Below are 22524 nucleotides of genomic sequence, written 5' to 3'. Positions count from 1 at the left end.
AAGCCCCGGCCAGAACCATGTCACGAGGGTTTTTCCATCATGCGTCTTCCTCCCTTTCTGCGTCTGCTGGCCGCCGGCGCGGCCCTGACCGCCAGCCTGCAGGCCCAGGCCTCGGTCTTCACGATCACCGGCCTGATCGACAGCGCCAGCTCGCCCTTCTCCTGGGTCCAGCCGGAACGGGCGATCGGGCAGCGGCTCAGCGGCCGCTTCGAGCTCGACACCTCGCGCATCGAGTTGAGCGAGGCGCGCCAGCTGATCGCGATCAGCGACTACCGCTTCTCGCTGCTGGGCTACACGATCGACACCGACCCCGATCGCGAGCTGATGGCGGTCTACCACTTCGGCGAACTGGTCGGCCTGGACGGCAGCGTCGGCGGCTATCCCGGCTTTAGGGTGGAGGACGGCGCCACCGACATCGCCGGCGCGCGCTTTCATTTCGCCGACGAGGTGTTGCGCGCCAGCGGCAGCTACCGCGTCGAGGCCGCCAACCCGGTGTCCGAGCCGGCCTCGCTGGCGCTGGGCCTGGGCGCCCTGGGCGCGCTGGCCTTGAGCCGGCGCCGCTGGGCCTGATCCCGGTTCAGCCGAACACCGTGTCGCTCTGCGCGTGGCTGCTGCCGATGAAGAGGTGCAGCAGCGGCCCCTCCGCATCGGCCTCCCAGACGCGCGCCTGGATGAGGAACTGGCGCCCGCCGATGCGCAGCGCGTCGCCGGCCAGCGGCGCCGTGCCATGGCTGGCCCAGAACTTGGGCACGGCGATCTGCGAGCGGCGCAGCCAGGCCTGATCGTCGGGGGAGAAACTCATCACGATGCGGGGTAGAGGCTCCATGGCAACAGGCTCCGGCAGGCTGGACGAGGAGCCTCGAATCTAGCGCGATTGCCGCCCGGCGACGAGTGCCGTCGCCGTTGCCGCTACGATGCGCGCAACACAACCGCTGGCCGCAAGCGACCGACCGCCCCCATGCCGACTTTGCCCGAGGACGACGCCCCCGCCCTGCACGACAGGAGCTTTGCCGTGATGCTGGTGCTGGTGACCCTGGCCTTCGGCTGGATCCTGCTGCCCTTCTACGGCGCGGTGCTGTGGGGCACCGCGATGGCCCTGGTGTTCGCGCCGCTGAACCGCGCGCTGCTGGCCCGCTTCGGCCCGACGCGGCGCACCGCGGCGGCGCTGAGCACCATCGTCGTGATCCTGCTGCTGGTGATCCTGCCGCTGACCCTGGTGGCGGCCTCGCTGGTGCAGGAGGGCACGGCGCTGTATGGCAAGGTCAAGTCCGGCGAGTTCAGCTTCAGCACCTATGTGCAGCAGATCTATGCCGCCCTGCCCGGCTGGCTGACCCAGCTGCTGGACCGCGCCGGCCTGTCCAATCTGGCCCTGCTGCAGGAGAAGCTGGTGGCGGCGCTGAACCAGGGCAGCCAGGTGCTGGCGGCCAAGGCGCTGAGCTTCGGCCAGGACACCTTCGACTTCCTGGTCGGCTTCTTCATCAGCCTGTACCTGATGTTCTTCCTGCTGCGCGACGGCGAGGCGCTGGCGCGCCGCATCCGCGACGCGCTGCCGCTGCATGGCCGCTACAAGCGCGAGCTGGGCGAGAAGTTCGCCACCGTGATCCGCGCGACGGTGAAGGGCAATATCGTCGTCGCGGCGATCCAGGGCGCGCTGGGCGGCCTGGCCTTCTGGTTGCTGGACGTGCATGCGCCGGTGCTGTGGGCGGTGCTGATGGCCTTCCTGTCGCTGCTGCCGGCGGTCGGCGCGGGCCTGGTGTGGCTGCCGGTGGCGCTGTACTTCCTGGCCACCGGCGCCGTCTGGCCCGGCCTGGGCCTGATCGCCTACGGTGTGCTGGTGATCGGCCTGGTCGACAACCTGCTGCGCCCACTGCTGGTCGGCAAGGACACCAAGATGCCCGACTATGTGGTGCTGATCTCCACCCTGGGCGGCATGGCCATCTTTGGCCTGAACGGCTTCGTGATCGGCCCGCTGATCGCGGCGATGTTCATGGCGGTGTGGGGCATCGTCGCGGTGGAGCGGCGCGAGGGCCGGCCGCTGGAGGCGCAGGCGGCGCCCGCCGAGGGCAGCGCCCAGCAACGCCGGCGCCGCCCGCCGCGCCGCCGGCCGCAGGAATAAGCGGCGCCACAAGGAAAAAGGCTTCTTGCGAAGGCGAAGGCTGCCTGGGCGCAGGAGGATGGGCGGGCCTGCTGCTGCCTGCCAGAGCCTCGCGGCCCTGGCTTTCGCCAGGCACCGGAAGTCCACCGGACTTCCGGTGTCCGGGCTCAATCCCCCGGCCGCTTCGCGGCCTCCTCCTTAACCTCCGCATCAGGCCTACCCACCCTCCTGCTCGGCACTGCGTTTGGCTTTCTCCGCGAAAACCTTGCGGTGGAAAAGCCGGGATGCGGGTGTGCGCAATTGCGCAGGTCAAGGAGGAGGCTGCGAAGCGGCCGGGGGACACGGAGCAATTGCGCACGCCCGCGTCCCGGCGCCAGCCGGCACTGCGCAGGGGTTATCAAGGCCGCGCCGGGAGATCGCGAATCAGCGAACCAGAGTCAAAAAAAACCGGCGCATGCGCCGGCTTTTTCGATGGGCTCAACAAAGACTCAGCCGCGCTGCATCGTCGCGCGCAGCGCCGCCTCCAGCGCGGACAGGCTGTAGTCCAGATGCGCGCGGGTCTCGACCGAGTGGCCGCCGCTGCGGCCCAGCGCCTGGCGCAGCTCGGCCTGCAGCCGGATGGCCTGGTGGCGCAGCAGGGCCGCGGCCTCGGGCGGCAGGGCGCCGGGGCCGCGCGTCAGCAGGCCCTGCAGGCGCCGCAGATGCTCGCGCTGCAGGTTGCGGCGCAGCGGGTCGATCTCGCCACCCTCGCCCTGGCGCCTGAGCTCGCTCCAGACCGCGTCCTGCAGGCTGGCGTAGACCTCGCTGAGCGAGATCAGGCCGCGGCGCTGCGCCGACTCCAGATAGGCCGGCTGGTCCAGCAGGCGGCCCGCGGTGCCCGGGCTCAGCAGCCGGTCCAGCGCGGCGCGCTGCACCCGAGACACCGCGGCCGGCACGCTCAGCGGCGCACCGCGGTCGCGCTCGTTGTAGTCCGGCGTCAGGCCGGCCAGGAAGCGCGGCTGGAAGCGGAACGCCGCACTGCCCAGCAGGTCCTCGGCGATGAAGCGCAGGGCCTCGCGCTGCAGGGCCGGCTCGACCGGCCGGAAGTTCGGCCGGCCGGTGCTGCCGGGCAGATCGCGCAGGGTGTGCATGCCGCCGACGAACTTGGCGCTCAGCTCGGCGATGGTGGCCAGCTGGTTGAAGCCGGCCAGCAGCGCGCGGCGCTGGCGCAGCGGATCGTCGCCGGCCAGCGGCTTGCGCTCCTGCACACGGGTCCACAGCTCCTGCGACAGCTTCAGGCGCTTGCGGTAATAGGCCAGCGGCTCGTTGCCCAGGTCGAAGCGGTTGATGAAGGGGTCCATGCCGTCGTAGACGCCGCCGGTGCCGGCGTCGGCATCGTCGCCATAGACCAGGGCCGGCTCGCTGCTGCGCGCGGCGATCGCGGCCAGCTCGGCCTTCTCTCGCCCGGCCTCGATCGGCTTGTAGGCGTACTCGATCGCCCAGTAGTCGTAGGGCCCGAGCGCGGAGCGGTGGTAGCCGCCCTGCGGCTCGCCGCGCAGCGCCAGGTTCACCGGCACATATTCCATCACCGAGTTGGCGATGCTGTGCGCGTCGGTGAAGCCCTTGTCCGACAGCTGGGCCAGAGACATCGTGGTGGAGGCCTTGAAGTTGTGCTTCAGGCCCAGGGTATGGCCCACCTCGTGCATCATCGTGCCCTTGATGGTGGAGCGCACGAAGGCCTCGACCTCGGGGCTGTCCGGCGCCAGGTCCTCGCGCGCTTCCAGCAGCTCCAGCGCGAACTCGGCCTGCTCGGCGCTCAGGCGCCCCTCCTCGCAGACCTCGTGCGCCTCGCCGCGCCAGGCGGCCGTCAGGGCGGCCAGGCGCTCCTCGCTGCTTTCGCCGATGTCCTCGACCCGCATGCGGCGGGCGCCGCGGCCAAAGGCATCGCTGAGGCCGATGTCGGCGTCGATGATCTCGCCGCTGCGCGGGTCGGCGCGGCTCGGGCCGATATTGAAGCCGACATCGGCGCCGAGGAACCAGCGCACCGAGGCATGGCCGGCGTCCATATTGTCCCAGTCGGCATCGTCGGGCTGCTGCCTGACCACCAGCGCGTTTTTGAAGCCGATCTTCTCGAAGGCCTTGTTCCATTCGAGGATGGCTTCCTCGACCACCGGCCGGTACTTGAGCGGGATGTTCTTGTCCAGCCAGAAGGTGATCGGCTTGACCGGCTCCGACAGCGCGGCCGCCGGGTCCTGCTTCTCCAGGCGCCAGCGCTTGATGTGGTGCACGCGCGGATTCGCCTTCAGGTCGCCGCCGAGGTCGGTGAAGGACTCGGTGAAATGGCCCAGGCGCGGGTCCGCCTCGCGCGGCGCCATCGGCGTCTCGGGCAGGGCCGCGAAGCTGTAGACATAGTCCAGGAAGAAGCTGCGCACATCCGGGATCGCCGCGGGCGGCGGCGGCAGGGCCGGGCCCGGAACCAGCGGCGGCGCGGGGATGCGCGGCAGCGCGAAATGCAGGCGCGCGCTCAGGGTCGCCAGCGTGGCCTCAGCGCGGGTCGCGACGAAGCTCGAGTTGGCGCGGTCCACCGCATAGGGCAGGCGGAAGGCCGCCTCCAGCCGGGTCGACATGCCGGGGATGTCGGCCAGCAGCAGGCCTGAAGCGTCGACCAGCAGGGACTGGCGCTGCGGATGGACCTCGGCGGCCTGCGCGCCGGCGGCCAGCAGGCTGGGCGAGAAGGCCTGCGCCACCGCGAGCGGGCTGCCCTCGCTGCCGCGGGCGCGGAACTTCTCGTTCAGCGCCAGCAGCTGCACCTGGCGGCCGACGCGGCGGAACACCGCCGGCCAGCTGGGACCCATCTGGCTGGCGTAGAGGCCGCGCTCGCCGATCGAGTTGGCGAAGTTGACCGAGAACAGGAAGGGCTTGTCGAGCTGCGACAGCGGGATCTCGAGCCAGACCTTGTTCTCGCGGCGCCAGATCGTGAACAGGCCGCTGCCGGCCTGCGCGCCCTTGACGATCTCGTCGAAGGGCTTCAGCGGGGCGGCGGCCGCGGCCGGCGCGCCGCCGGGCGGCGGGACCGGCTGGGCCTGAGTGGCACCCAGCGCCAGCAGCAGCGCCGCCGCCAGCGCCGGACGGCGCCAGGCCCCGCGCCTTGCGGCGCGGGTCTGCGTGAACGCGCGGGCCATCAGCTGGCGCGCTGCATCGTGGCGCGCAGCGCCTCGGTCAGCGTCGTCAGGCTTTCGGCCAGATGGGCGCGGGTCTCGACCGATTGGCCGCCCTTGCCCGCCGCGGCGCGCAGCTCGGACTGCAGCTGGGTGGCGTTGTAGCGCAGCAGCGAGAGCGCGTCCGGCGGCAGCGCGGCCGAGCCCTTGGTCAGCAGGGCCTGCAGGCGCTTCAGATGCTCGCGCTGCAGGTTGCGGCGCAGGCGGTCGATCTCGGCGCCGCTCTTCAGTTCGCTCCACACCGAGCCCTGCAGGGTGGCGTAGACCTCGTTCAGCGAGATCATGCCGCGGCGCTGCGCCGGCTCGACATAGGCGGGCAGGTCCAGCATGCGGGTGGCGGTGCCGGGGCTCAGCAGGCGGTCCAGCGCGACCAGTTGCACGCGCGCGACGCTGGCCGACAGGTTCAGCGGCACGCCGCGTTCCCACTCGTTGTAGTCCAGGGTCAGGGTGGACAGCAGCTCGGGCTTGAAGCGGAAGCTCGATTCGCTGAACAGGCCGGTGGCCAGGAACTGCAGGGCCTCGCGCTGCTTGGCGGGCTCGACCGGCTTGAAGCTTGGGCGGCCGGTGGTGCCGGGCAGGTCGCGCAGCGCATGCATGCCGCCGACATACTTGCCCACCAGTTCGGCGGCGCGGTGCAGCTGGTTGAAGCCGGCCAGCAGCGCGCGGCGCTGGCGCAGCGGGTCGTCGCCGACCTGGGGCTTGCGGTCCTGCACGCGGGTCCACAGCTCCTGCGACAGCTTCAGGCGCTTCTTGTAATAGGCCAGCGGGTCGTCGCCCAGGTCGAAGCGATTCGCCAGCGGGTCCAGGCCATCGTAGGGGCCGAAGCCGCCGGCATCGGCGTCGTCGGCATAGGCCAGCGCCGGCTCGGTGCTGCGCGCGGCGATGCGGGCCAGCTCGGCCTTCTCCTGCTCGGCCGGGATCTGCTTGTAGGCGTACTCGATCGCCCAGTAGTCGTAGGGGCCCAGCGCGGTGTTGTTGAAGGCGGCCTGCGGTTCGCCCTTCAGCGCCAGGTTGTAGGCGTTGTAGTCCATCACCGAGCCGGAGATGCCCTTGCTCTCGGTGAAGGCCTTGTCCTTGAGCTGCTCGCGGCTGATCGTGGTCGAGGCCTTGAAGTTGTGCTTCAGGCCCAGGGTGTGACCCACCTCGTGCATCATGGTGTCCTTGATCACCGCCTGCACGAAGGCCTCGGCCTCGGGGCTGTCCGGCGCGATGTCGCCGCGCGCTTCCAGCAGGTCGAGCGCGAAGTTCATCTCGGCGGCGGCCTCATGCGCGTAGTTGCAATAGGCCTCGGCGGACGGGCGGCCGTTCTTCCAGGACGCGGTCAGCTGGGCCAGGCGCTGCTCGCTGCTCATGCCGACGTCCTCGACGATCATGCGGCGCGAGCCGCGCGCGAACACATCGCTCATGCCGATGTCGGCATCGATGATCTCGCCGCTGCGCGGGTCCTTGTGGCTGGGGCCGATCGCGAAGCCGACGTCGGCGCCGACGAACCAGCGCACCGAGGCGTGGCCGGCGTCCATATTGTCCCAATCGGCATCGTCGGGCTGCTGCTTGGCCAGCACCGCGTTCTTGAAGCCGATCTTCTCGAAGGCCTTGTTCCATTCCAGGATGCCGGCCTCGACCGCGCCGCGATACTTCACCGGGATGTTCTTGTCCATCCAGAAGGTGATCGGCTTGACCGGCTCGGACAGCGCGGCGGTCGGGTCCTTCTTCTCCAGGCGCCAGCGGTTGATGTAGTGCACGCGCGGGTTCGCCTTCAGGTCGCCGCCCAGGTCGGTGAAAGACTCGGCGAAATGGCCCAGGCGCGGGTCGGCCTGGCGCACGGCCATCGGCTCGTCGGGCAGGGCCGCGAAGTTGTAGACGAAGCTGATGAACAGGCTGCGCGGATCCGGCGTGGCCTGCGGCGGGGTCGGCACCGGCACCGGCGGCGGGGTCAGCGGCGGCGCGGGGATGCGCGGCGTGGCGTAATGCAGGCGCGCGGTCAGGGTCGAGAGCCGGGCATCGGCACGGGCGGCCTCGAAATGCGAGTTCGCCTTGTCGACCGAGAAGGGCAGGCGGTAGGCCATTTCCAGGCGGGTGGAATAGCCGGGGATGTCGGCCAGCAGGAAGCCGGCGTCGACCAGGATGGACTTGCGCTCCGGATGCTCGGCGCTGGCCACCACGCTGGAACCCAGCAGGCTGGGCGAGAAGGCCTGCTCGATCGCGCGCTTGCTGCCCTGATCCGCGACGGCGCGGAACTTGGTGTTCAGCGCGATCAGCTGGATCTGGTTGCCGACCTTGCGGAACTCGACCATGTCGCTGTCGTTCATCTGGCTGGCGTACAGGCCGCGCTCGCCGACCGCGTTGGCGACATTGACCGTGAACAGGAAGGGCTTGTTCAGCCAGTCCTTCGGGATCTCGATCCAGGTCTTCTCGTCCTTGCGCCACAGCGGGAACAGGCCGTCGTCGACCTTGGCGCCCTTGATCACATCGGCAAAGGGCTTGGGCGCGCTCGGGTCGGCGGGCGGCTTGGCGGCGGCGGCGCTAGCAGCACCGGGCACCGAGGCCGGCGCCGAGGCGCCGTTGGCGGGCGCAGCGGCGGCGCTGGCGGCCGGCTTGCTGCCCTCGGGCGCGGTGGTGGTCGTGGCGCAGCCACTCAGCAGCAGGACGGCCGCGGCGGCGACCAGGGTCAGACCGGATTTGTCGACAGGACTCATGCAGACACTCACTCTTCTCTATATCGTCAGCGGGGCGGCGCGGGCCGGTAGGCCCGCCTGCCGGCCGGGTTGGGGGTAGAAATTGAAGGTGGGCAACTGTCCCCCGGGTTGGCCCCAACGTCAATGCGGCGCAACGCCAGCCAGCGCCTCGAATCCGCGCCTCATCGCATGACCCCGCGCGCTGTGCGCACAAAACCCGAACGCACAGACGCCCAGCGGACAGACCGCCGCGGGGCGGCCCGATAGACTGCCCCGCCATGGCTCCCGAGAAGACTTCAACTAAAACCACCACCCACCTGCTTTACCTGCACGGCTTCCGCTCCTCGCCGCTGTCGGCCAAGGCGCGGCGCATGGCGGCCTGGGTGGCCGAGCGGCGCCCGGACCTGCGCTTTGCCTGCCCGCAGCTGCCGCCCTCGCCGGCCGAGGCGATCGCGCTGGCCGAAAGCCTGGTGGCCGACTGGCCGCGCGAATCGATGGCCCTGATGGGCAGCTCGCTGGGCGGCTTCTACGCGACCCTGCTGGCCGAGCGCCTGGGGGTGCCGGCGGTGCTGTTGAACCCGGCCGTCGACCCGGCGGGCGACCTGGCCGCCTATCTGGGCGAGCAGAGCTGCTGGCAGGACCCGAGCCAGCATTTCTACTTCCGGCCCGAATTCGTCGGCGAGCTGCGCGCGCTGACGCTGGACGGGCCGCTGACCCGCCCCGAGCGCTATCTGGCCGTGATCGCCAAGGGCGACGAGGTGCTGGACTGGCGCGAGATGCAGGCCCGCTACGCGGCCGCCCGCATCAAGCTGCTGGAAGGCAGCGACCATGGCCTCTCGGACTTCGACGACTACCTCCACGAACTGACCGACTTCCTCCAGCTATGAGCCCATCACTTCGCCTTGCCAACAAGGTCTGCATCATCACCGGCGCCGCCCAGGGCATCGGCCTGGCCACCGCGCTGAAGTTCGCCCGCGAGGGCGCCCATGTCGTGATCTGCGACTTCAAGCCCGAGGGCGTGCAGGCCGCGGTCAGGGCCTGCGAAGCGCTGGGCGCCACCGCGCTGGGCCATATCGTCGACGTGACCGACCGGGTCTCGGTGGACCTGATGGTGGCCGCGGTGCTGGAGGAGTTCGGCCGCATCGACGTGCTGGTCAACAACGCCGGCATCACCAAGGACGCGCGCCTGCAGAAGATGAGCCTGGCGCAGTTCGACGCGGTGATCGACGTCAACCTGCGCGGCGTGTTCCATTGCGCGCAGGCGGTGGCCGACACGATGACGGCCCAGGGCACGGGCGTGATCCTGAACGCCAGCTCGGTGGTCGGCATCTACGGCAACTTCGGCCAGACCAACTACGCCGCGACCAAGTTCGGCGTGATCGGCTTCACCAAGACCTGGGCCCGCGAGCTCGGCCCCAAGGGCGTGCGCGTCAACGCGGTGGCGCCCGGCTTCATCGCAACGCCCATACTCTCCACCATCCCCGACAAGGTGATCGCGCAGATGCAGGAGCATGTGCCGCTGAAGCGCCTGGGCAAGCCCGAGGAGATCGCCAATGTCTATGCCTTCCTGGCCAGCGACGAGGCGAGCTATGTGAATGGGGCGGTGCTGGAGGTGTCGGGGGGGATGACGGTTTGAGGGATGCCGTGGTCAGGCCGAGCGCCTCGCTGGCTTCGATTCGACCAAGCGCTTAGTCCGCGTTCGGCAGCGCACCTGCATCTGCAAGGAAGTCACCAAATCCATCAATGCCTTGACAGCGATGCGCCTTGATTCCGAGGCCAAGGGCCGCTTCGACATTCTGGAGGCTGTCGTCCACGAACAGGGCCTCGCTGGCTGCGCAACCCACTGCGGCAAGAGCGGCGGCGAAGATGGTCGAGTCGGGTTTGGCATGGCCGAGCTCGCTGAAGTTCACCACCGCACCAAAAGCGAGGCCAAGTCCGAGAACCTCCAGGTCTTGACGAAGCCGTGTTGTCGCGTTCGTCACAAGGACCAGCTTGGCCGAGGAGTTTCTCGCGGCGGACCGCAGCAGCTCGAACGCTTCCCAGGCTAGGGTGCCAGGCTGGGCCGACCACTCCATCACGGCCGAAGCACAGTCCACGCCGGGATGCAAGTCCGCCAACGCGGCGACGATCTGCCGCCGCCACTGCTCATCCGAGATGCGGCCGATGATCGCTGGCGTCAGACGCGCCCCCATCGAAAGCCGTCTTTCTGATGCTTCCGATCGGCAGGCCGAATCGCTGCTCGATCGCTGCATCGTTCTCTGGCCAATGTCGGAGCACGCTGTGAATCGACCCGGATTCAGTAGACACCTTCGAGTCTCAATCTGAGGCCCAATAGGAGGTGCCATGAAGACCAACCAACCCTACCCAGAAGAATTCAAGATCGAGGCGGTCAAGCAGATCACGGAGCGAGGCCACCGGGTGGCCGACGTGTCGGCACGGATCGGAGTGAGCCAGCACAGCCTGTACAAGTGGATCAAGGTGTACTCGGCGCCGGGCGCCGAGCGGCAGGCACAGGTCTCGCAGGCCGAGGAACTGCGGCGGCTGAAGGCCGAGCTGCGGCGCGTGACCGAGGAGCGCGACATCCTAAAAAAGGCCGCCGCGTACTTTGCCAAACAGTCCGGGTGAGGTACGCGTTCATCAAGGCGCACGAGGCCCAGTACAGCGTGCGGCGCATGTGCAAGGTGATGCAGGTGCACCCGAGCGGCTATTACGCATGGAGGGCTGAGCCGCAGAGCGCCAGGGCCAAGGATGACCTGCGGCTGACCGGGCTGCTCAAGCAGGCCTGGTTGGAGAGCGGCGGCGTGTACGGCTATCGCAAGCTGACGCTGGACATGCGCGACCTCGGCGAGCGCTGCGGCAAGCACCGCGTGGCGCGGCTGCTCAAGCTCGAAGGTCTGCGCTCGCAGACCGGCTACCGGCGCCGCCCAGGCGTGCGCGGGGGCAGGCCTGCAGTCGTTGCACCCAACCACCTGCAGCGCCAGTTCACGGCGGCCGAGCCCAACCAGTCCTGGGTGACCGACATCACCTACATCCGCACGCACGAGGGATGGCTGTACCTGGCGGTCGTGGTCGACCTGTTCTCGCGCCAGGTGGTGGGCTGGTCGATGGGCAGTCGCATCGACACCAGCCTGGTGCTGGATGCACTGCTGATGGCGTTATGGCGCCGCCAGCCCAGACAGGCCGTTACGGTCCACTCCGACCAGGGCTGCCAGTTCACCGGCCATGAGTGGCAGACGTTCCTGCGCGACCACAACCTGGTCAGCAGCATGAGCCGGCGCGGCAACTGCCATGACAACGCCGTGGCCGAGAGCTTCTTCCAGTTGCTCAAGCGCGAGCGCATCCGCCGCCAGGTCTATGCCACGCGCAACGACGCCCGCGCCGACGTCTTCAACTACATCGAGATGTTTTACAACCCCAAGCGGCGTCACGGAACCGCCGGCGACACTTCGCCCGTTGAGTTCGAACGACGCCATTCCCAACGGCTCATGGGTGTCTAGGAAACCCGGGTCGATTCATAACGATTGAATTCAACGGCCGCGGCAGACGGTCCGATGGATGACGGACTGAGCTGCACCAGGGCAATGACTTGTTCCGCCACCATCTCCGCCCACTGCCGGTACTGACCCTTGCCGGGATGGAACTTGTCGGCCGCCATCTCATGCGCCTTGGCCCAGCCCAGCGAGACGAAGCGCAGATTGGCGTCCGATGCACAGAACCGATGGAGCGCCTGATCCAGGCGTGACGCACATTGGCCAAGATACCAGCGCAGAGGTTGAGGGGCAGCCGGCAAACTGCGCATTGGCGGCAGACCGGAGACGACCGCGCGGAATGCGCCCGTTCGCTCGCGCACCGCTTGCAGCAGCGAGGCGTAGTCCGCGACAAAGCGCCTCGCGCTGTGCTGCGATGTCACATCGTTCACGCCGAGTGCCGTGACAACGATATCGAACGGATGATGAAGCTCAAACTCGAGCTCGCGCTCATGCGCGCGCAAGAGCCCAGCGGCTTCCCAAGTATTGGCCCCGGACTTGGCCAGCAACTGCCAATGCACGGGGCGGTTCAGCCTGGATGCGACGATCTCCGCCGCCTGATGCGGCATCGCCTCATGCTGCCAGTCGACACCGACGCCGGCGGCCGAGGAATCGCCCACGAAGAGCAGCCTCAGCGGCGCAGCAGCGGTATCGCCAGCAGCACCAAACAATCCCGAACGCGGGCCGGCTGCCTCGGGCAAGCGGAGCGCCGTTCTACGAAGATGCGAGCCCTGCAACAGCAAGGCCGGCGCCAAGGCGATCTTGTAGAGCGTCAACATGGCATACGGCTCGAATGCGATGCCCAGCCAAGTCCAATCAAGGCACGGCCGCCCACCGGGGTAACGCCCCTCGATGGAGCGCTAGGAGGCCAGGGGTTGAACACCGGACTCTCCGCCGAACCGAGGCTGACCAACGCCGATGTCATACCAGGCGGCCTTGTGATCAACGAAGTAATGCGCGCTGGGCGGAGCCAGACTCGAACCCTCAATGGCGCCCGCAGGAACCCCAAGAATCTTTGGTAATCGACCGTCGAACGTGAAGACATGCGAGCCACAAACACGGCAGAAGTGGCGCGTGACCTTGTCGCTCACCTTGAACGCAGTCAGGGGCTCGTTGCCCGACAGGGGAATTGCCTCTCTTGCGAAGCTGGCCCAGGAGGTGAAGGCCGCGCCGCTGAGTCGGCGGCATTGCCCGCAACGGCAATTGACGAAGCTTCCCGGTGCTGCGTTTGCTTGAAGCGTGACCGCGCCGCAGTAGCAGCGGATGGAGAAGACGGTTGATGAAGTAGTAGCAGTGGAGCCGCTCATGATTCGGGGAGTTTCCGCCTATGACGCATGATTTGAGCCAAGCTGCTTGATGAAGCATCAGGTCTCGGCGATAGCCCCGAGAGGCAGATACACGTCCGTCAGCATCTCGTGCTCCTGAACGCCGGGCCCCACATTGACGTAACGAAAGAAGATCGGAAACGCTCCGGCGGTCTCGCCGCTCTGTGGCAACCACACCCGGCCCAGATAGTCGGCGGCCGTGATGTAGCGGCGGGAGCCAGTGTGCCGGGCGACCGCACAGCGAAGGCGCGGAATCACCTTGGCCACAACACCCTCGTCATTGGGTTCGATGTGGCCTGAGTAGGACACGCAGAAGTCCGCGCGGTGCAGCTCGGGCGCGATGCGGCCCGGATCGGTGTAGTGGATGCCGAAGGTACGCCCCTGCTGCGGTGAAATGCCGTTGCGCATGCGCCAGCGGATCAGGCGCTGGGAGGTCTCGTGTTCCAGCTCAGGCGGCCCGCGGTGCTCCACCGCGGCCACTGCGGCCTCCGGGAACTCGACGATCTGGATTTCCATGGAATTCCTTGTGAGGCCTGATTTTGAAACTGAGCCAAGAGCGCGGCCTGCTTATGCGACCCGGATTGAGCGACAGCTTATCCCGCATCTCGTGGCACCCGCACAGCTTGACAAAGTTGCGGCTGGCCCAGTGGACTTGATATCTGCGCATTACCCGCCTCGCTGCTTGCTCTTTTCTTCTTCGAAACGTCGCAGTCAAGCGAGACGCTCGTCGGCATATCGATAAACATCACTATCAGCGCCCCAATCTGCACATCGGCGCCCGGACGACGGATGCAAATGGCAGTGATCTTTCCAGTCTCGGACGCAGGGCTAAGTAGGGACTTGATCAGCGCCGTACGCGAACGCGCTGAAACATGAAAACTCCCATCGATGGCCGAAGTAGCCACTCGATCACCCATCTCAGCGCATGGATCGTTCGTTCCGGGCATCGCACCCAGAAAAACCTCGGCGCCGGCAATCGGCTTTCCGTCGTCCAAGAGCCGCCCCTCAGCGCTCGGTCGTAAGTACTCAATATGCGGCCAGGGCGCGCAAGCTGCCACAGGCGTGAGCGCGACAAGCAACGCTATCCGAACAATGACACTGTGCATATGATGACGACCGCCATCTATCCCCTTGCGTCGTCTCGCCGAGTAGCGAGCCAACAGCTTGTCTACTGATGTGCTGATCATTGAGATGCTTAACGAATTCAACGGCCGCCGAAGGCGGTCCACCGGGATGGCAGGTAGGCTGCTCAGCAGCCTCACGCCATGTGCTCGATGTTCACGGGAAGGCCAACCCAGCCGTGCATGCGCTCCTCGTAGACAGAGAACGTCGGCCCCGGAAAGCCTGGTTCGGCGAAGGCGCCGACAGGGATGACGACGACCCTGGGCATCTCATCGACGGTGTAATAAACGGTGGAACCGCAGTTCGGGCAAAAGCGGAACCGCGCATGCGAGCCCGCATCGCCAACCCGCAGGTACTCGCTGGCCGCGCCGTCAGCGGAAACCTGTTCTTGTGAGAACCTCGCCTGGGCACCGAAGACACTTCCGGTCCTTCGCTGACAGGCCAAGCAATGACAGATGGAGACCCTGGCGGGTTCGCCAAGAACGGTTGCGGTCAGTTGACCGCAAGAGCAAGCGGCGATGCGTGTGTTCATGTAACTTTGCCGATCAACGGCGCCGCTAGGCATCCGTTGGATCCCATGATTAGGAACCGCTCTTCTCTACGATTTCATAGACAACGATCTTTCCAGACGGCTCCCGAAGAGTGAGCTTGTTGGCGGCTACACCAATGAGCGCAATACCTTCAGTGGGTGCGAAGCCCGTCTTGAGGCGATTGTTCTCGATCTTCCAGGTCGTCAGCGGGCCGGTGCAGGTGCCTTCGGTGCAGCTGGTGATTGCCAGGTGACCGCCTTTGCCAAAAAAGAGTCCTACAGACCGATCTTTGGCCTTTGGGCTGACGAGCTGCAGGCGCATGCCTTCCAAGTGAACCGAGGACCAGGGCAGCTCCTTGCTTGAATCGGCGGCGAAGACGTTCGAACCCAATACCAGCATGGCCAGAACGAAAGAACGATTGATGTGTCGCATATTGGAACCTTGGACTTCAGCGGACGCCGGAGGCGACTCACTGGAATGACGGTTTAGACGGCACCGGTCTTCCACCCTCGAACGGCCGTACCTTCGCCGACAGTAGCCGGTGCAGTAAAGCGGAAGTGCTCGCGATCAAGCGTGGACGCGAAGCCAAGATATGTGCCGGCGCATTTGCGCAGTACCGCGAGCGACGCAGCGTTGCCGCGGTGTACGAATGCCGCGACGCTCGGCAGACCAAGCTCGTTGAAGGCAAGGTGAAGCGTAAGGCGTACAAGCTCCGTTGCGTAGCCCAGACCCCATGTCGACGGGTGCAACGCATAGATGACCTCCGGCCCCCATGCGAGGTCTTCGGGATCAACGCCAAGACCGCCCCAACCAATGACACGCTGCTCCGGACTGCGGACTACCCACGGAGCAAACCGGTCAACGGTACGCCGGTTCTCCCAGGCTTGGAGCCGCTCGGTGCATGCCGCGAGAGTCGGTGCCACATACGTGAACTCCATGGCCGCTCGGTCGCCCATAAAGGCGTAGATAGCCGCGGCGTCTTCGCGATTGAAGGGGGCAAGGTGGAGGCGCGACAAGGCGGTGACTCGAGGTGCGGCCTAACGAAGCTGTCCAATAACCCTCTGCCCACGCGTCATGGACTTTGACGAGCGGAACGGGAGCTGGTTCAGCAGAGTTTTCATTCCGGATGATTGTGGCGCCAACTGCGGGCGCCTGTGAGCGCTGCCGAACCCTGCTGATGGGGGATATCACGGCCCTGGCTGTGGCCCTCACCGCCTCCAGCCGCTGTGCGCCAACTTCTCGATGTTGTGCACCAAGCAGAACAACTGCCACTGTGCCCCCACCTTGGCCGCGCCGCGCAGCGTGAAGCGGCTCAGCCGCTTGTTGTGCCGCAGGTTGGCGAACACCGGCTCCACCGTGGCGATGCGCCGGCTGTACAACGCTCGCCCCTGCGGGCTGTCGATGGCCCGGCGCATGCGCTGACTCGGATCGTTCGGGTCGAGCTCTCTGGCGTGGAACAGCGAGACCTTGCGTGCAGCTGTGCGTTCGGGGTGGCGCAGGCACTGGGTGCGCAGCGCGCAGCCTTGGCAATCCTCGGGCCTGGCCTTGAAGTCTTCGCGCCGCTGGCCCTTGCCCACCTGGTAGATCGCCCCGCTGCTGCGCAGCGTCTGGCCGGCCGGGCAGATCGCCGTCCTGGCCTTTGGATCAAATCGGAAGTCGCTCGGCCCGAAGTGCTTGATCGATGGTTTGCCCTGCCCGGTGGCCTGCTTGTCGTAGAGCGGGTCGGGCTGGGCTTTGTGCTGAGCGTGGTCCTTGAAGCGTTCATCGCGCTGGCGCATCTGCGTGTCGGCAATCAGCGCGGGCCTGCCTTGCGCGTGCAGGGCCTGCACGTTGACATCGCTGTGGTAGCCAGCGTCTGCCGTGACGAGTGTCTGCGCGTCAGCGAAGGGCCGTGCCTGCTCCACCATGGGCAGCAGCATGGCCTGCTCCGAGCCGGAGCCAGTGATGTCCGCCGCGATGATGACCTGGTGCCGCGCGTCCACCGCGGCCTGGGCCGCATAGCCCTGGATCACGCCCTTGCTGGTGGCCATCTTGGCGCTGTCAGGATCGGTGATGTTGGTCTTGAGCTCCTGGCCCTTGCGGTTACGCCGCGGCGTCGTGGTGCGCAGGAACTCTCGCGTGCGCTGGGCCTCGCGGCGCAGGGCGTCCACACGCTGCTGGCGGCGCGCCTGCAGTGCTTCATCGCCGGGCGTCCCGGTGCGGCTGTCCTGCGCCTGGTGCAGGCTCACGATCTTCTCGGCCGCCTTCTCCAGCCGGCGCGCCCGGTGGAGCAATTCCGCATGCGTGCCGCTGCGCTCCTTGCTGGCGTTGGCCGGCAGCTTCACGCCGTCGATGGCGAACAGCTCTCGACCGATCAAGCCCTGCGCATCGCAGGTCAGCAGCACCTGATGGAACAGCGCCTTGATCTGCGGCCCCAGGCCGCTGACGAATTTGGCCAGTTGCGCATGGCTGGGGTGGCTGTCCCCGCTGATCGCGATGAACTGGATGTCATGCTCGCAGGCCCGCTCCAGTTGCCGGCTCGACACCAGGCCGCGGCTGTAGCCCAGCAGCACGATCTTGAGCAGCACGCGCGGGTCGTAGGCGCTGGCGCCCACCTCTTCGTTGCGAAAGCGCGCGTCCAGCGCCGAGAGGTCCAGCTCCTCATCCACCAGCAGGTTCAGCGCAAAGGCAAAGCTGCCCGGCACCAGCTGCTCCGACAGCACCACCGGCAGGAACATCGCACCTCGGACCTGAGGCTTGTAGCGCGGCATCCGTGGCCTCCTCTGACTCGGCCTCGATTGCAGCGCCCGGCGCCTGACCGCGCTATTCGGAGACTCCCGCACCGGGGAGATTTTTTACAGCCTCAACGATTGCGTTCAGCCGCGCCGTTGGGAGTCGGCTGGAACTGCGGGTTAGACATCATCTTCGTCATCAGAAGATTCCTGTGCAAAGTCGGCTGTGCCGAGAATGCGGCCGTAGGCCATACCAGCAGGCGCACTAAGGTACGGAATGACAGCAGGGTCGTAATTGCAGATGGTGTTCACGTCATAGATAGCGAAGTTGTCGGGCGTGTCTGCGTACTCTTCCGACTCGTCACCTGCAAAGAACCGCCAACCACTATCGGTTTCGTTGTCTGGTGGCTCACGATACATGTAGCCAACTGGCGCTCCGTCCACCGTGATTCGGTTGGACGCGAAACATCCGCCCATGCCCGAAATGAGTTGCCGAATCTCGCCCCCGATGATCTGAAATAGCTTCGGTTGCATCACGGTAGGCACAGGGCATTGAAAGCTGCAGCGGTGACGAGGTGGGTGGATTGCGCGGCCTTACGCGTCATCGGGCGACAGCCTACGCCTCTTGTCACGGCATGTGTCGCCCTACTACCGACGCTGGCGCGCCAGCCAAGTGCCTGATGGATCATGCTGTTCCGTCCCTATTGCCGTTGATCACGACAACTAAAAATCCGACGAATCCGAAAACTCGTGAACGCCGCCGGGTTCTCTTCTCTTGTTGTGTTGCTGCGCTTCTTTATTGTTGTTGTGCGCGTGCTCCCTATGTTGCCATGGCCCCAGCGCTCCGCCACGGGCCAAACCCCAGCACGTAGCTCCATAGACAGATGCACTCTCGATTTGGCACCAAGCCAACGTCGGTGCTCCTCGACCCGCTCACACCCCATCTCCCCCGACATCGCCTCACCACACAGGTGCCGCTTGTCCACCGCCCCTGTGGACAAGTCGCGGGACAAGCTGAGGTCGGGTGCCGCAAGTGCTTGCCGTGCCAGGACAAAAGCTGGCGTGCCGCAAAAAGCAGCAGCCAGCTAGCAGCATCGAGCGCAAGCCCCAGCGCCCGTTCCGCCCCGCCCTCACAGCGACGCGCGTATCCCCACGAAAATCTGCCGGCCGTTGCTGTAGAAGGCGCGGGGCTGGTCCTTGGTCTCGCCGTAGTACTTCAGGGTCGGGTTGTTCAGGTTCAGCCCGTCGATCTGCAGCGACAGATGCTCGTTGATCTTGTAGTTCAGCGAGGCCGCCAGGTTGCCGACGCCCGCCGCATGCTGGGCGTAGGAGCGGTCCAGGCCCACCAGGTAGTCGGAGCGGTGGGTATAGGCCAGGCGGGCGTTCCAGCGTTCGTTCTCGAAGTAGCCTTCAAGGTTGTAGGTGTGGCGGGACGAGCCCACCATCGCCTGCCCGTCCTGGTCGCGGCCGCGGGCATGGGTGTAGTTGGCGGAGAAGCCGAAGCCGCCGCCCAGGGCCTGCTGCAGGCTGAGCTCCAGGCCCTTGTTCTTCGCCCGCACATTGGTCGGCATCGAGATGCTGAAGGGCTCGATCGCGCCGTTGTGCGAGGGGTTGGGCAGCATCTGGATGCTGGTGCCGTAGCCGACGAAGGAGCCGATGTCCATGTAGAACAGGCCCAGCGACAGCAACGACTTGGGCGCGAAGTACCACTCCAGGGTCGCGTCGTAGTTGTTCGAGCGGATCGGCTTCAGCTCGACATTGCCGCTGTTGCCGGTGTTCGTCAGCGCGTCGATCGAGGTGATGGCGCCGGCCATCGAGCTGTAGTCGGGCCGGGTGATGGTGCGCGCCGCCGACAGGCGCGAGACCAGGTCGGGCGCTAGGTTGAAGCGCAGGCTGGCGCTGGGCAGCGCATCGGTATAGGAGCGCGCATCGGACACCGGCGTGTACTCGTCGGGCTTGCCGTCGCGATCCGGCACCAGGTTGTAGGCGACCTTCTGGCGCGTCTTCACCACCCGCAGGCCGACATTGCCGCGCCATTGCTCGCCGCCCAGATTGGCCATCGCGTAGGCGGCGTGGCTGCGCTCCTTGACCGTGAACTCGCCCCAGCGCTTGGCAAACTGCGGCGTGCCATGGCGGTAGATGTAGTCCTCGATGGTCTGGCGGCTCTGCAGCCACATCGGCGGCATGCCGTCGGCGCCCATCGCGCGGCCGTAGTTGCCGGGATAGCGCGCGCCGTCCCAGGGCGCCAGCTCGGTGCAGACCGGCACGCCGCCCCAGCCGCAGCCGCCGTTCACCGGCTGCTTCAGGTCGCGCAGATGGTCGGCCATGCGCACGCCGAACTTGACCGATTCGAGCAGGCCCAGATCCAGGCCCAGCTCGGCATCGGCCTGGGCGTAATGCTCGCGATCCACCACCTTGACCACCGACCACCAGGCGCCCAGCACCTCGGTGGCGCGGTAGTCGCCGCTGTCGAAGCCGGTGAAGCTCACGCCGGCCGGCCGCTGCAGGCCATGCGTGCGGTAGCTCAGCCCGCCGACCGGCAGCGCCGACTCCAGCCCCAGATCGCCCGGCGTGCTGCCCAGGCCGCGGGTGGTGCCCAGTTTGGCGCTGAGCAGCAGCCGGTCGTTGACGCGCAGCTTGCCGTTGAAGTCCAGGTACCAGGACTTCGAGGCGGCCCCGGGGCGCGCGATGCTGTCCACCGTGCCCGGCGAATGCCCGGCCACCGGGTCGAAGCTGGCCTCGGTCAGCATGTTCCTGACCACCTTGAACTGCGTGGGCACCGCGTTCGCATGGTCGATGTTCAGCATCTCGTCCGGGTTGGCCATGAAGCTATGGTCGAAGTTGACCGCCGACATGCGCGAGTAGAAGCCGTTCAGATCCAGGGTCAGCGCGGCGCTGGGCTTGATCTCGATGTCGAACAGGCCGCCGCGGCGGATGCGCTTCTGGGTGAACAGGTTGTTGTTGATCTGGTTCGGGTAGAGCACGCCGGCCAGCTCCGGATGGGCCTGGGCCGCCGCGCTGTGCGGGTCGATCACGCCGTAGCCGAACACCTCCTGGCCGTCGCGCCGCTCGCTGCGCGATTCGGAGAACAGCTGCACCAGCACGCCGGCATTGCCGGCCGCGTTCTTCCAGTTGAACAGCGCATTGACCTGCGGATCGGTCTTGGCGGCCAGGCTGGAGTACAGGGCCTGGGCCGAGAGCTCGGCGGTGAAGGCGTTCTTGAAGCTCAGCGGGCGGCGCGTCTCGATGTCGACCGCGCCGGCCACGCCGCCCTCCACCAGGTCGGCCTGCGCGCTCTTGTAGACCGTGATGCGGCTGACGATCTCCGAGGGCAGCAGCGAGTAGCTGACACTGCGCCCCATCGCATCGGTCTGGTTCAGCACATACCAGTCGCCGGTGCCGACCGCATGGCCGTTGATCAGGGTCTGCGTCAGGCTGGCGCTGGTGCCGCGGATGCTGACCCGATCGTTCTCCGAGAAGCCCCCCTCGCCGCCGGCGCCCGAGCTGATATTGACGCCGGGGATGCGCTGCACCGCGTCCGCCACGTTCTTGTCGGGCAGCTTGCCGATGTCCTCGGCGGTGATCACCTCGACGATGCCGTCGGCGTTGCGCTTCTGGTTCAGCGAGGCCTCGCGCGAGGCGCGGATGCCGCTGACGACCACCGTGTCCAGCGTGGTCTTGGCCTCCTCCTTGACCGCCGGAGTCTGCGCCCGGGCCTCAGCGGCCAGCAGCAAGTTGAGCGTGAGAAGCGCCGCTGCTGCGGCCACCGGCTTTCTTGTCAGGACCATGTCGGCTCCGTGAAGGTGGATGAATGGGTGGGTAGGTGGATCGGTTGCGCTGCATTGGACGGCAGCCCCGGCGGGCCGACCATTCAGAGAGTTACCTTGTCACCCCCGGAAAACTACCGGGGTGGCGGCGTAGAACCTCGGCTTGTGGCGCGGGCCGCGCTGTCCTGAAATAGCCGGCCAGAACAGCAGCAGGCATTTTTCCCGCATCCACCCATGAGCCCACAGCAGCCGCATCCCCTCCTCTTCCGTCTGGCCCAAGGCCTGCTGGCCACCGGCCTCGCGTTGGGCTCGGCCCGCGCGGCCGAGCTCAACCTCTGGGTGATGTCCACCACCGAGCAGCAGCAGGCCGATATGCGCGAGCTGCTCAAGCCGCACCTGGCCGCCAACCCGGCGCTGCGCGTCAATGTCACGGTGCTGAACTGGGAGTCCGCCTGGGCCAAGGTCACCGCCGCCGCGGCCTCGGGCCAGGGGCCCGACGTGATCGAGCTGGGCAGCACCTGGGTGCCGGCGGTCTCGTCGATGGGCGCGCTGGAAAGCATCGGCGCCCAGCAGCAGCGCGAGCTGGGCGGGGCCCAGGCCTTCATGCCGGTGATGTGGAGCACCACGCACCGCCATGACGACCCGAAGATCTATGCCGTGCCCTGGTATGCCGATGCGCGCGCCGCCTTCTACCGCACCGATGTGTTCAAGAAGGCCGGCGTCGACCCGCGCGACGCCTTCGCCAACTGGGGCAGCTTCAAGCAGGCGATGCAGAAGATCAACGGCACCGAGATCGCCGGCAAGAAGATCGCGGCCCTCGGCTACCCCGGCAAGAACGACTGGAACGTGGTGCACAACATGGCGCCCTGGATCTGGAGCGCGGGCGGCGATTTCCTCAGCGCCGACCGCAAGCGCTCCGCGCTGAACGCCACCGAGGCGGTGCAGGCCATCGTCTACTACACCAGCTTCGCGGCCGAGGGCCTGGTGCCCCGCGGCGCGCTGGAGAAGGATTCCGGCCAGATCGAGTCCGGCTTCTTCAACGGCCAGTACGCGGTGATCTTCACCGGCCCCTGGATCCTCAAGCAGATGGCCACACCCAAGGCCAAGGGCGGCCAGCTCGAGACCCTGGCCGCCAGCAACTTCGCAATCGCCCCCTACCCCGCCGGCCTGAAGGGCAACGCCACCCTGCTGTCGGGCTCCTCGCTGGCCATCATGAAATCCTCCAAGCACAAGGCCGAGGCCTGGAAGCTGCTGAGCTACCTGACCGGGCGCGAGGCGCAGCTGCGATACAGCCAGATGTCCAGCATGCTGCCGACCCGGCTGGACGCGATGGACGACCCGCAGCTCAAGCGCGACCCGCATGTCGCGCAGTTCCTGGCGCTGGCAAAGAACGGGCGCCACTACCCCAGCGTGGCCGGCTGGGGGCCGCTGGAATCGGTCTACCTGAAGAACCTCGGCAGCATGTTCGACATGGTGGGCGGCGTGCGCGGCAAGTATTCGCCGCTGGCCGTCAAGCAGGCGATGGACGCCGCCGCGCTGGAAGCCGACCAGGTGCTGAACGCCGCGCAATGAGCA

At 67.0% G+C, this 22524-nt stretch carries 20 protein-coding genes; 6 read left to right on the top strand and 14 right to left on the bottom strand.

The window, feature by feature from the left end:
* Positions 1 to 39 precede the first annotated feature (39 nt).
* Positions 40 to 570 carry a hypothetical protein gene (locus G8A07_RS06575; protein ID WP_195796266.1) on the top strand — a complete coding sequence of 177 codons (531 nt, stop codon included), beginning with the start codon at positions 40 to 42 and terminating at the stop codon, positions 568 to 570.
* Positions 571 to 577: 7 nt separating this feature from the next.
* On the opposite strand, the gene G8A07_RS06570 is transcribed toward G8A07_RS06575, so the two are convergent.
* Positions 578 to 802, bottom strand: coding sequence for a hypothetical protein (locus tag G8A07_RS06570; protein WP_249937247.1), 225 nt, complete (start codon positions 800 to 802; stop codon positions 578 to 580).
* Between the two features lie 156 nt (positions 803 to 958).
* Here G8A07_RS06570 and G8A07_RS06565 point away from each other — a divergent pair, with 156 nt between their 5' ends.
* Positions 959 to 2116 (top strand): AI-2E family transporter, encoded by a 1158-nt coding sequence (locus G8A07_RS06565; protein WP_195796264.1) that lies wholly within the window; start codon positions 959 to 961, stop codon positions 2114 to 2116.
* 467 nt (positions 2117 to 2583) lie between these two features.
* On the opposite strand, the gene G8A07_RS06560 is transcribed toward G8A07_RS06565, so the two are convergent.
* Complete coding sequence (locus G8A07_RS06560; RefSeq protein WP_195796263.1) at positions 2584 to 5256, bottom strand: zinc-dependent metalloprotease; 2673 nt, start codon at positions 5254 to 5256, stop codon at positions 2584 to 2586.
* On the bottom strand, positions 5256 to 7988 hold the full coding sequence (locus G8A07_RS06555) for a zinc-dependent metalloprotease (RefSeq protein WP_195796262.1): 2733 nt from the start codon (positions 7986 to 7988) through the stop codon (positions 5256 to 5258). The genes G8A07_RS06560 and G8A07_RS06555 overlap by 1 nt, the downstream gene beginning before the upstream one ends.
* 257 nt (positions 7989 to 8245) lie before the next feature.
* Between G8A07_RS06555 and G8A07_RS06550 the strand changes: the two genes are divergently transcribed.
* Together G8A07_RS06550 and fabG are read left to right on the top strand one after the other, a co-directional pair.
* On the top strand, positions 8246 to 8854 hold the full coding sequence (locus G8A07_RS06550; RefSeq protein WP_195796261.1) for a YqiA/YcfP family alpha/beta fold hydrolase: 609 nt from the start codon (positions 8246 to 8248) through the stop codon (positions 8852 to 8854).
* Positions 8851 to 9603, top strand: coding sequence for a 3-oxoacyl-ACP reductase FabG (gene fabG / locus G8A07_RS06545; RefSeq protein WP_195796260.1), 753 nt, complete (start codon positions 8851 to 8853; stop codon positions 9601 to 9603). The genes G8A07_RS06550 and fabG overlap by 4 nt, the downstream gene beginning before the upstream one ends.
* A gap of 52 nt (positions 9604 to 9655) precedes the next feature.
* Here fabG and G8A07_RS06540 read toward each other — a convergent pair whose 3' ends face one another.
* Positions 9656 to 10219, bottom strand: a complete 564-nt coding sequence (locus tag G8A07_RS06540; protein WP_195796259.1) for an HAD family hydrolase — start codon at positions 10217 to 10219, stop codon at positions 9656 to 9658.
* Positions 10220 to 10310: 91 nt separating this feature from the next.
* On the opposite strand from G8A07_RS06540, the gene G8A07_RS06535 reads away from it, so the two are divergent.
* Positions 10311 to 11464 (top strand): IS3 family transposase gene (locus G8A07_RS06535; protein ID WP_195794171.1). Its coding sequence is split into 2 segments (ribosomal slippage): positions 10311 to 10551 and positions 10551 to 11464, totalling 1155 coding nucleotides; the frame shifts between segments, so codons are not numbered across the junction.
* Here the strand turns inward: G8A07_RS06535 and G8A07_RS06530 are convergent.
* The 10 genes from G8A07_RS06530 to G8A07_RS06485 form a co-directional block, all read right to left on the bottom strand.
* Positions 11461 to 12273 (bottom strand): SGNH/GDSL hydrolase family protein, encoded by an 813-nt coding sequence (locus G8A07_RS06530; RefSeq protein WP_195796258.1) that lies wholly within the window; start codon positions 12271 to 12273, stop codon positions 11461 to 11463. The two genes, G8A07_RS06535 and G8A07_RS06530, sit on opposite strands and share 4 nt — an antisense overlap.
* An 81-nt stretch (positions 12274 to 12354) precedes the next feature.
* Positions 12355 to 12801 carry a GFA family protein gene (locus G8A07_RS06525; RefSeq protein ID WP_195796257.1) on the bottom strand — a complete coding sequence of 149 codons (447 nt, stop codon included), beginning with the start codon at positions 12799 to 12801 and terminating at the stop codon, positions 12355 to 12357.
* Between the two features lie 57 nt (positions 12802 to 12858).
* Entirely contained in the window at positions 12859 to 13335 is a 477-nt protein-coding gene (locus tag G8A07_RS06520) for a GyrI-like domain-containing protein (RefSeq protein ID WP_195796256.1), read from the bottom strand.
* Positions 13336 to 13412: 77 nt separating this feature from the next.
* The gene (locus G8A07_RS06515) at positions 13413 to 13814 is read right to left on the bottom strand and encodes a hypothetical protein (RefSeq protein ID WP_195796255.1); all 402 of its coding nucleotides are present in this window, start codon (positions 13812 to 13814) and stop codon (positions 13413 to 13415) included.
* Between the two features lie 263 nt (positions 13815 to 14077).
* The gene (locus G8A07_RS06510) at positions 14078 to 14473 is read right to left on the bottom strand and encodes a GFA family protein (RefSeq protein ID WP_195796254.1); all 396 of its coding nucleotides are present in this window, start codon (positions 14471 to 14473) and stop codon (positions 14078 to 14080) included.
* A gap of 49 nt (positions 14474 to 14522) precedes the next feature.
* Positions 14523 to 14903: a hypothetical protein gene (locus G8A07_RS06505; RefSeq protein ID WP_195796253.1), complete on the bottom strand. Its 381-nt coding sequence runs from the start codon at positions 14901 to 14903 to the stop codon at positions 14523 to 14525.
* A 53-nt stretch (positions 14904 to 14956) separates the two neighbouring features.
* The gene (locus G8A07_RS06500; RefSeq protein ID WP_195796252.1) at positions 14957 to 15487 is read right to left on the bottom strand and encodes a GNAT family N-acetyltransferase; all 531 of its coding nucleotides are present in this window, start codon (positions 15485 to 15487) and stop codon (positions 14957 to 14959) included.
* Between the two features lie 192 nt (positions 15488 to 15679).
* The gene (locus G8A07_RS06495) at positions 15680 to 17221 is read right to left on the bottom strand and encodes an IS1182 family transposase (protein WP_195794317.1); all 1542 of its coding nucleotides are present in this window, start codon (positions 17219 to 17221) and stop codon (positions 15680 to 15682) included.
* Positions 17222 to 17362: 141 nt separating this feature from the next.
* A complete protein-coding gene (locus G8A07_RS06490) occupies positions 17363 to 17716 on the bottom strand; it encodes a DUF2185 domain-containing protein (RefSeq protein WP_195797630.1) in 354 nt (117 codons plus the stop codon).
* Between the two features lie 596 nt (positions 17717 to 18312).
* A complete protein-coding gene (locus G8A07_RS06485) occupies positions 18313 to 20970 on the bottom strand; it encodes a TonB-dependent receptor (RefSeq protein WP_195796251.1) in 2658 nt (885 codons plus the stop codon).
* Positions 20971 to 21183: 213 nt separating this feature from the next.
* Between G8A07_RS06485 and G8A07_RS06480 the strand changes: the two genes are divergently transcribed.
* Positions 21184 to 22521: an extracellular solute-binding protein gene (locus tag G8A07_RS06480; RefSeq protein WP_195796250.1), complete on the top strand. Its 1338-nt coding sequence runs from the start codon at positions 21184 to 21186 to the stop codon at positions 22519 to 22521.
* The last annotated feature ends 3 nt before the right edge of the window (positions 22522 to 22524 follow it).

The organism is Roseateles sp. DAIF2 (genome assembly GCF_015624425.1).
GTDB lineage: Bacteria > Pseudomonadota > Gammaproteobacteria > Burkholderiales > Burkholderiaceae_C > Kinneretia.
The sequence above is the reverse complement of the archived record's forward strand: the minus strand, read 5'-3'. Positions and strand labels throughout refer to the sequence as shown.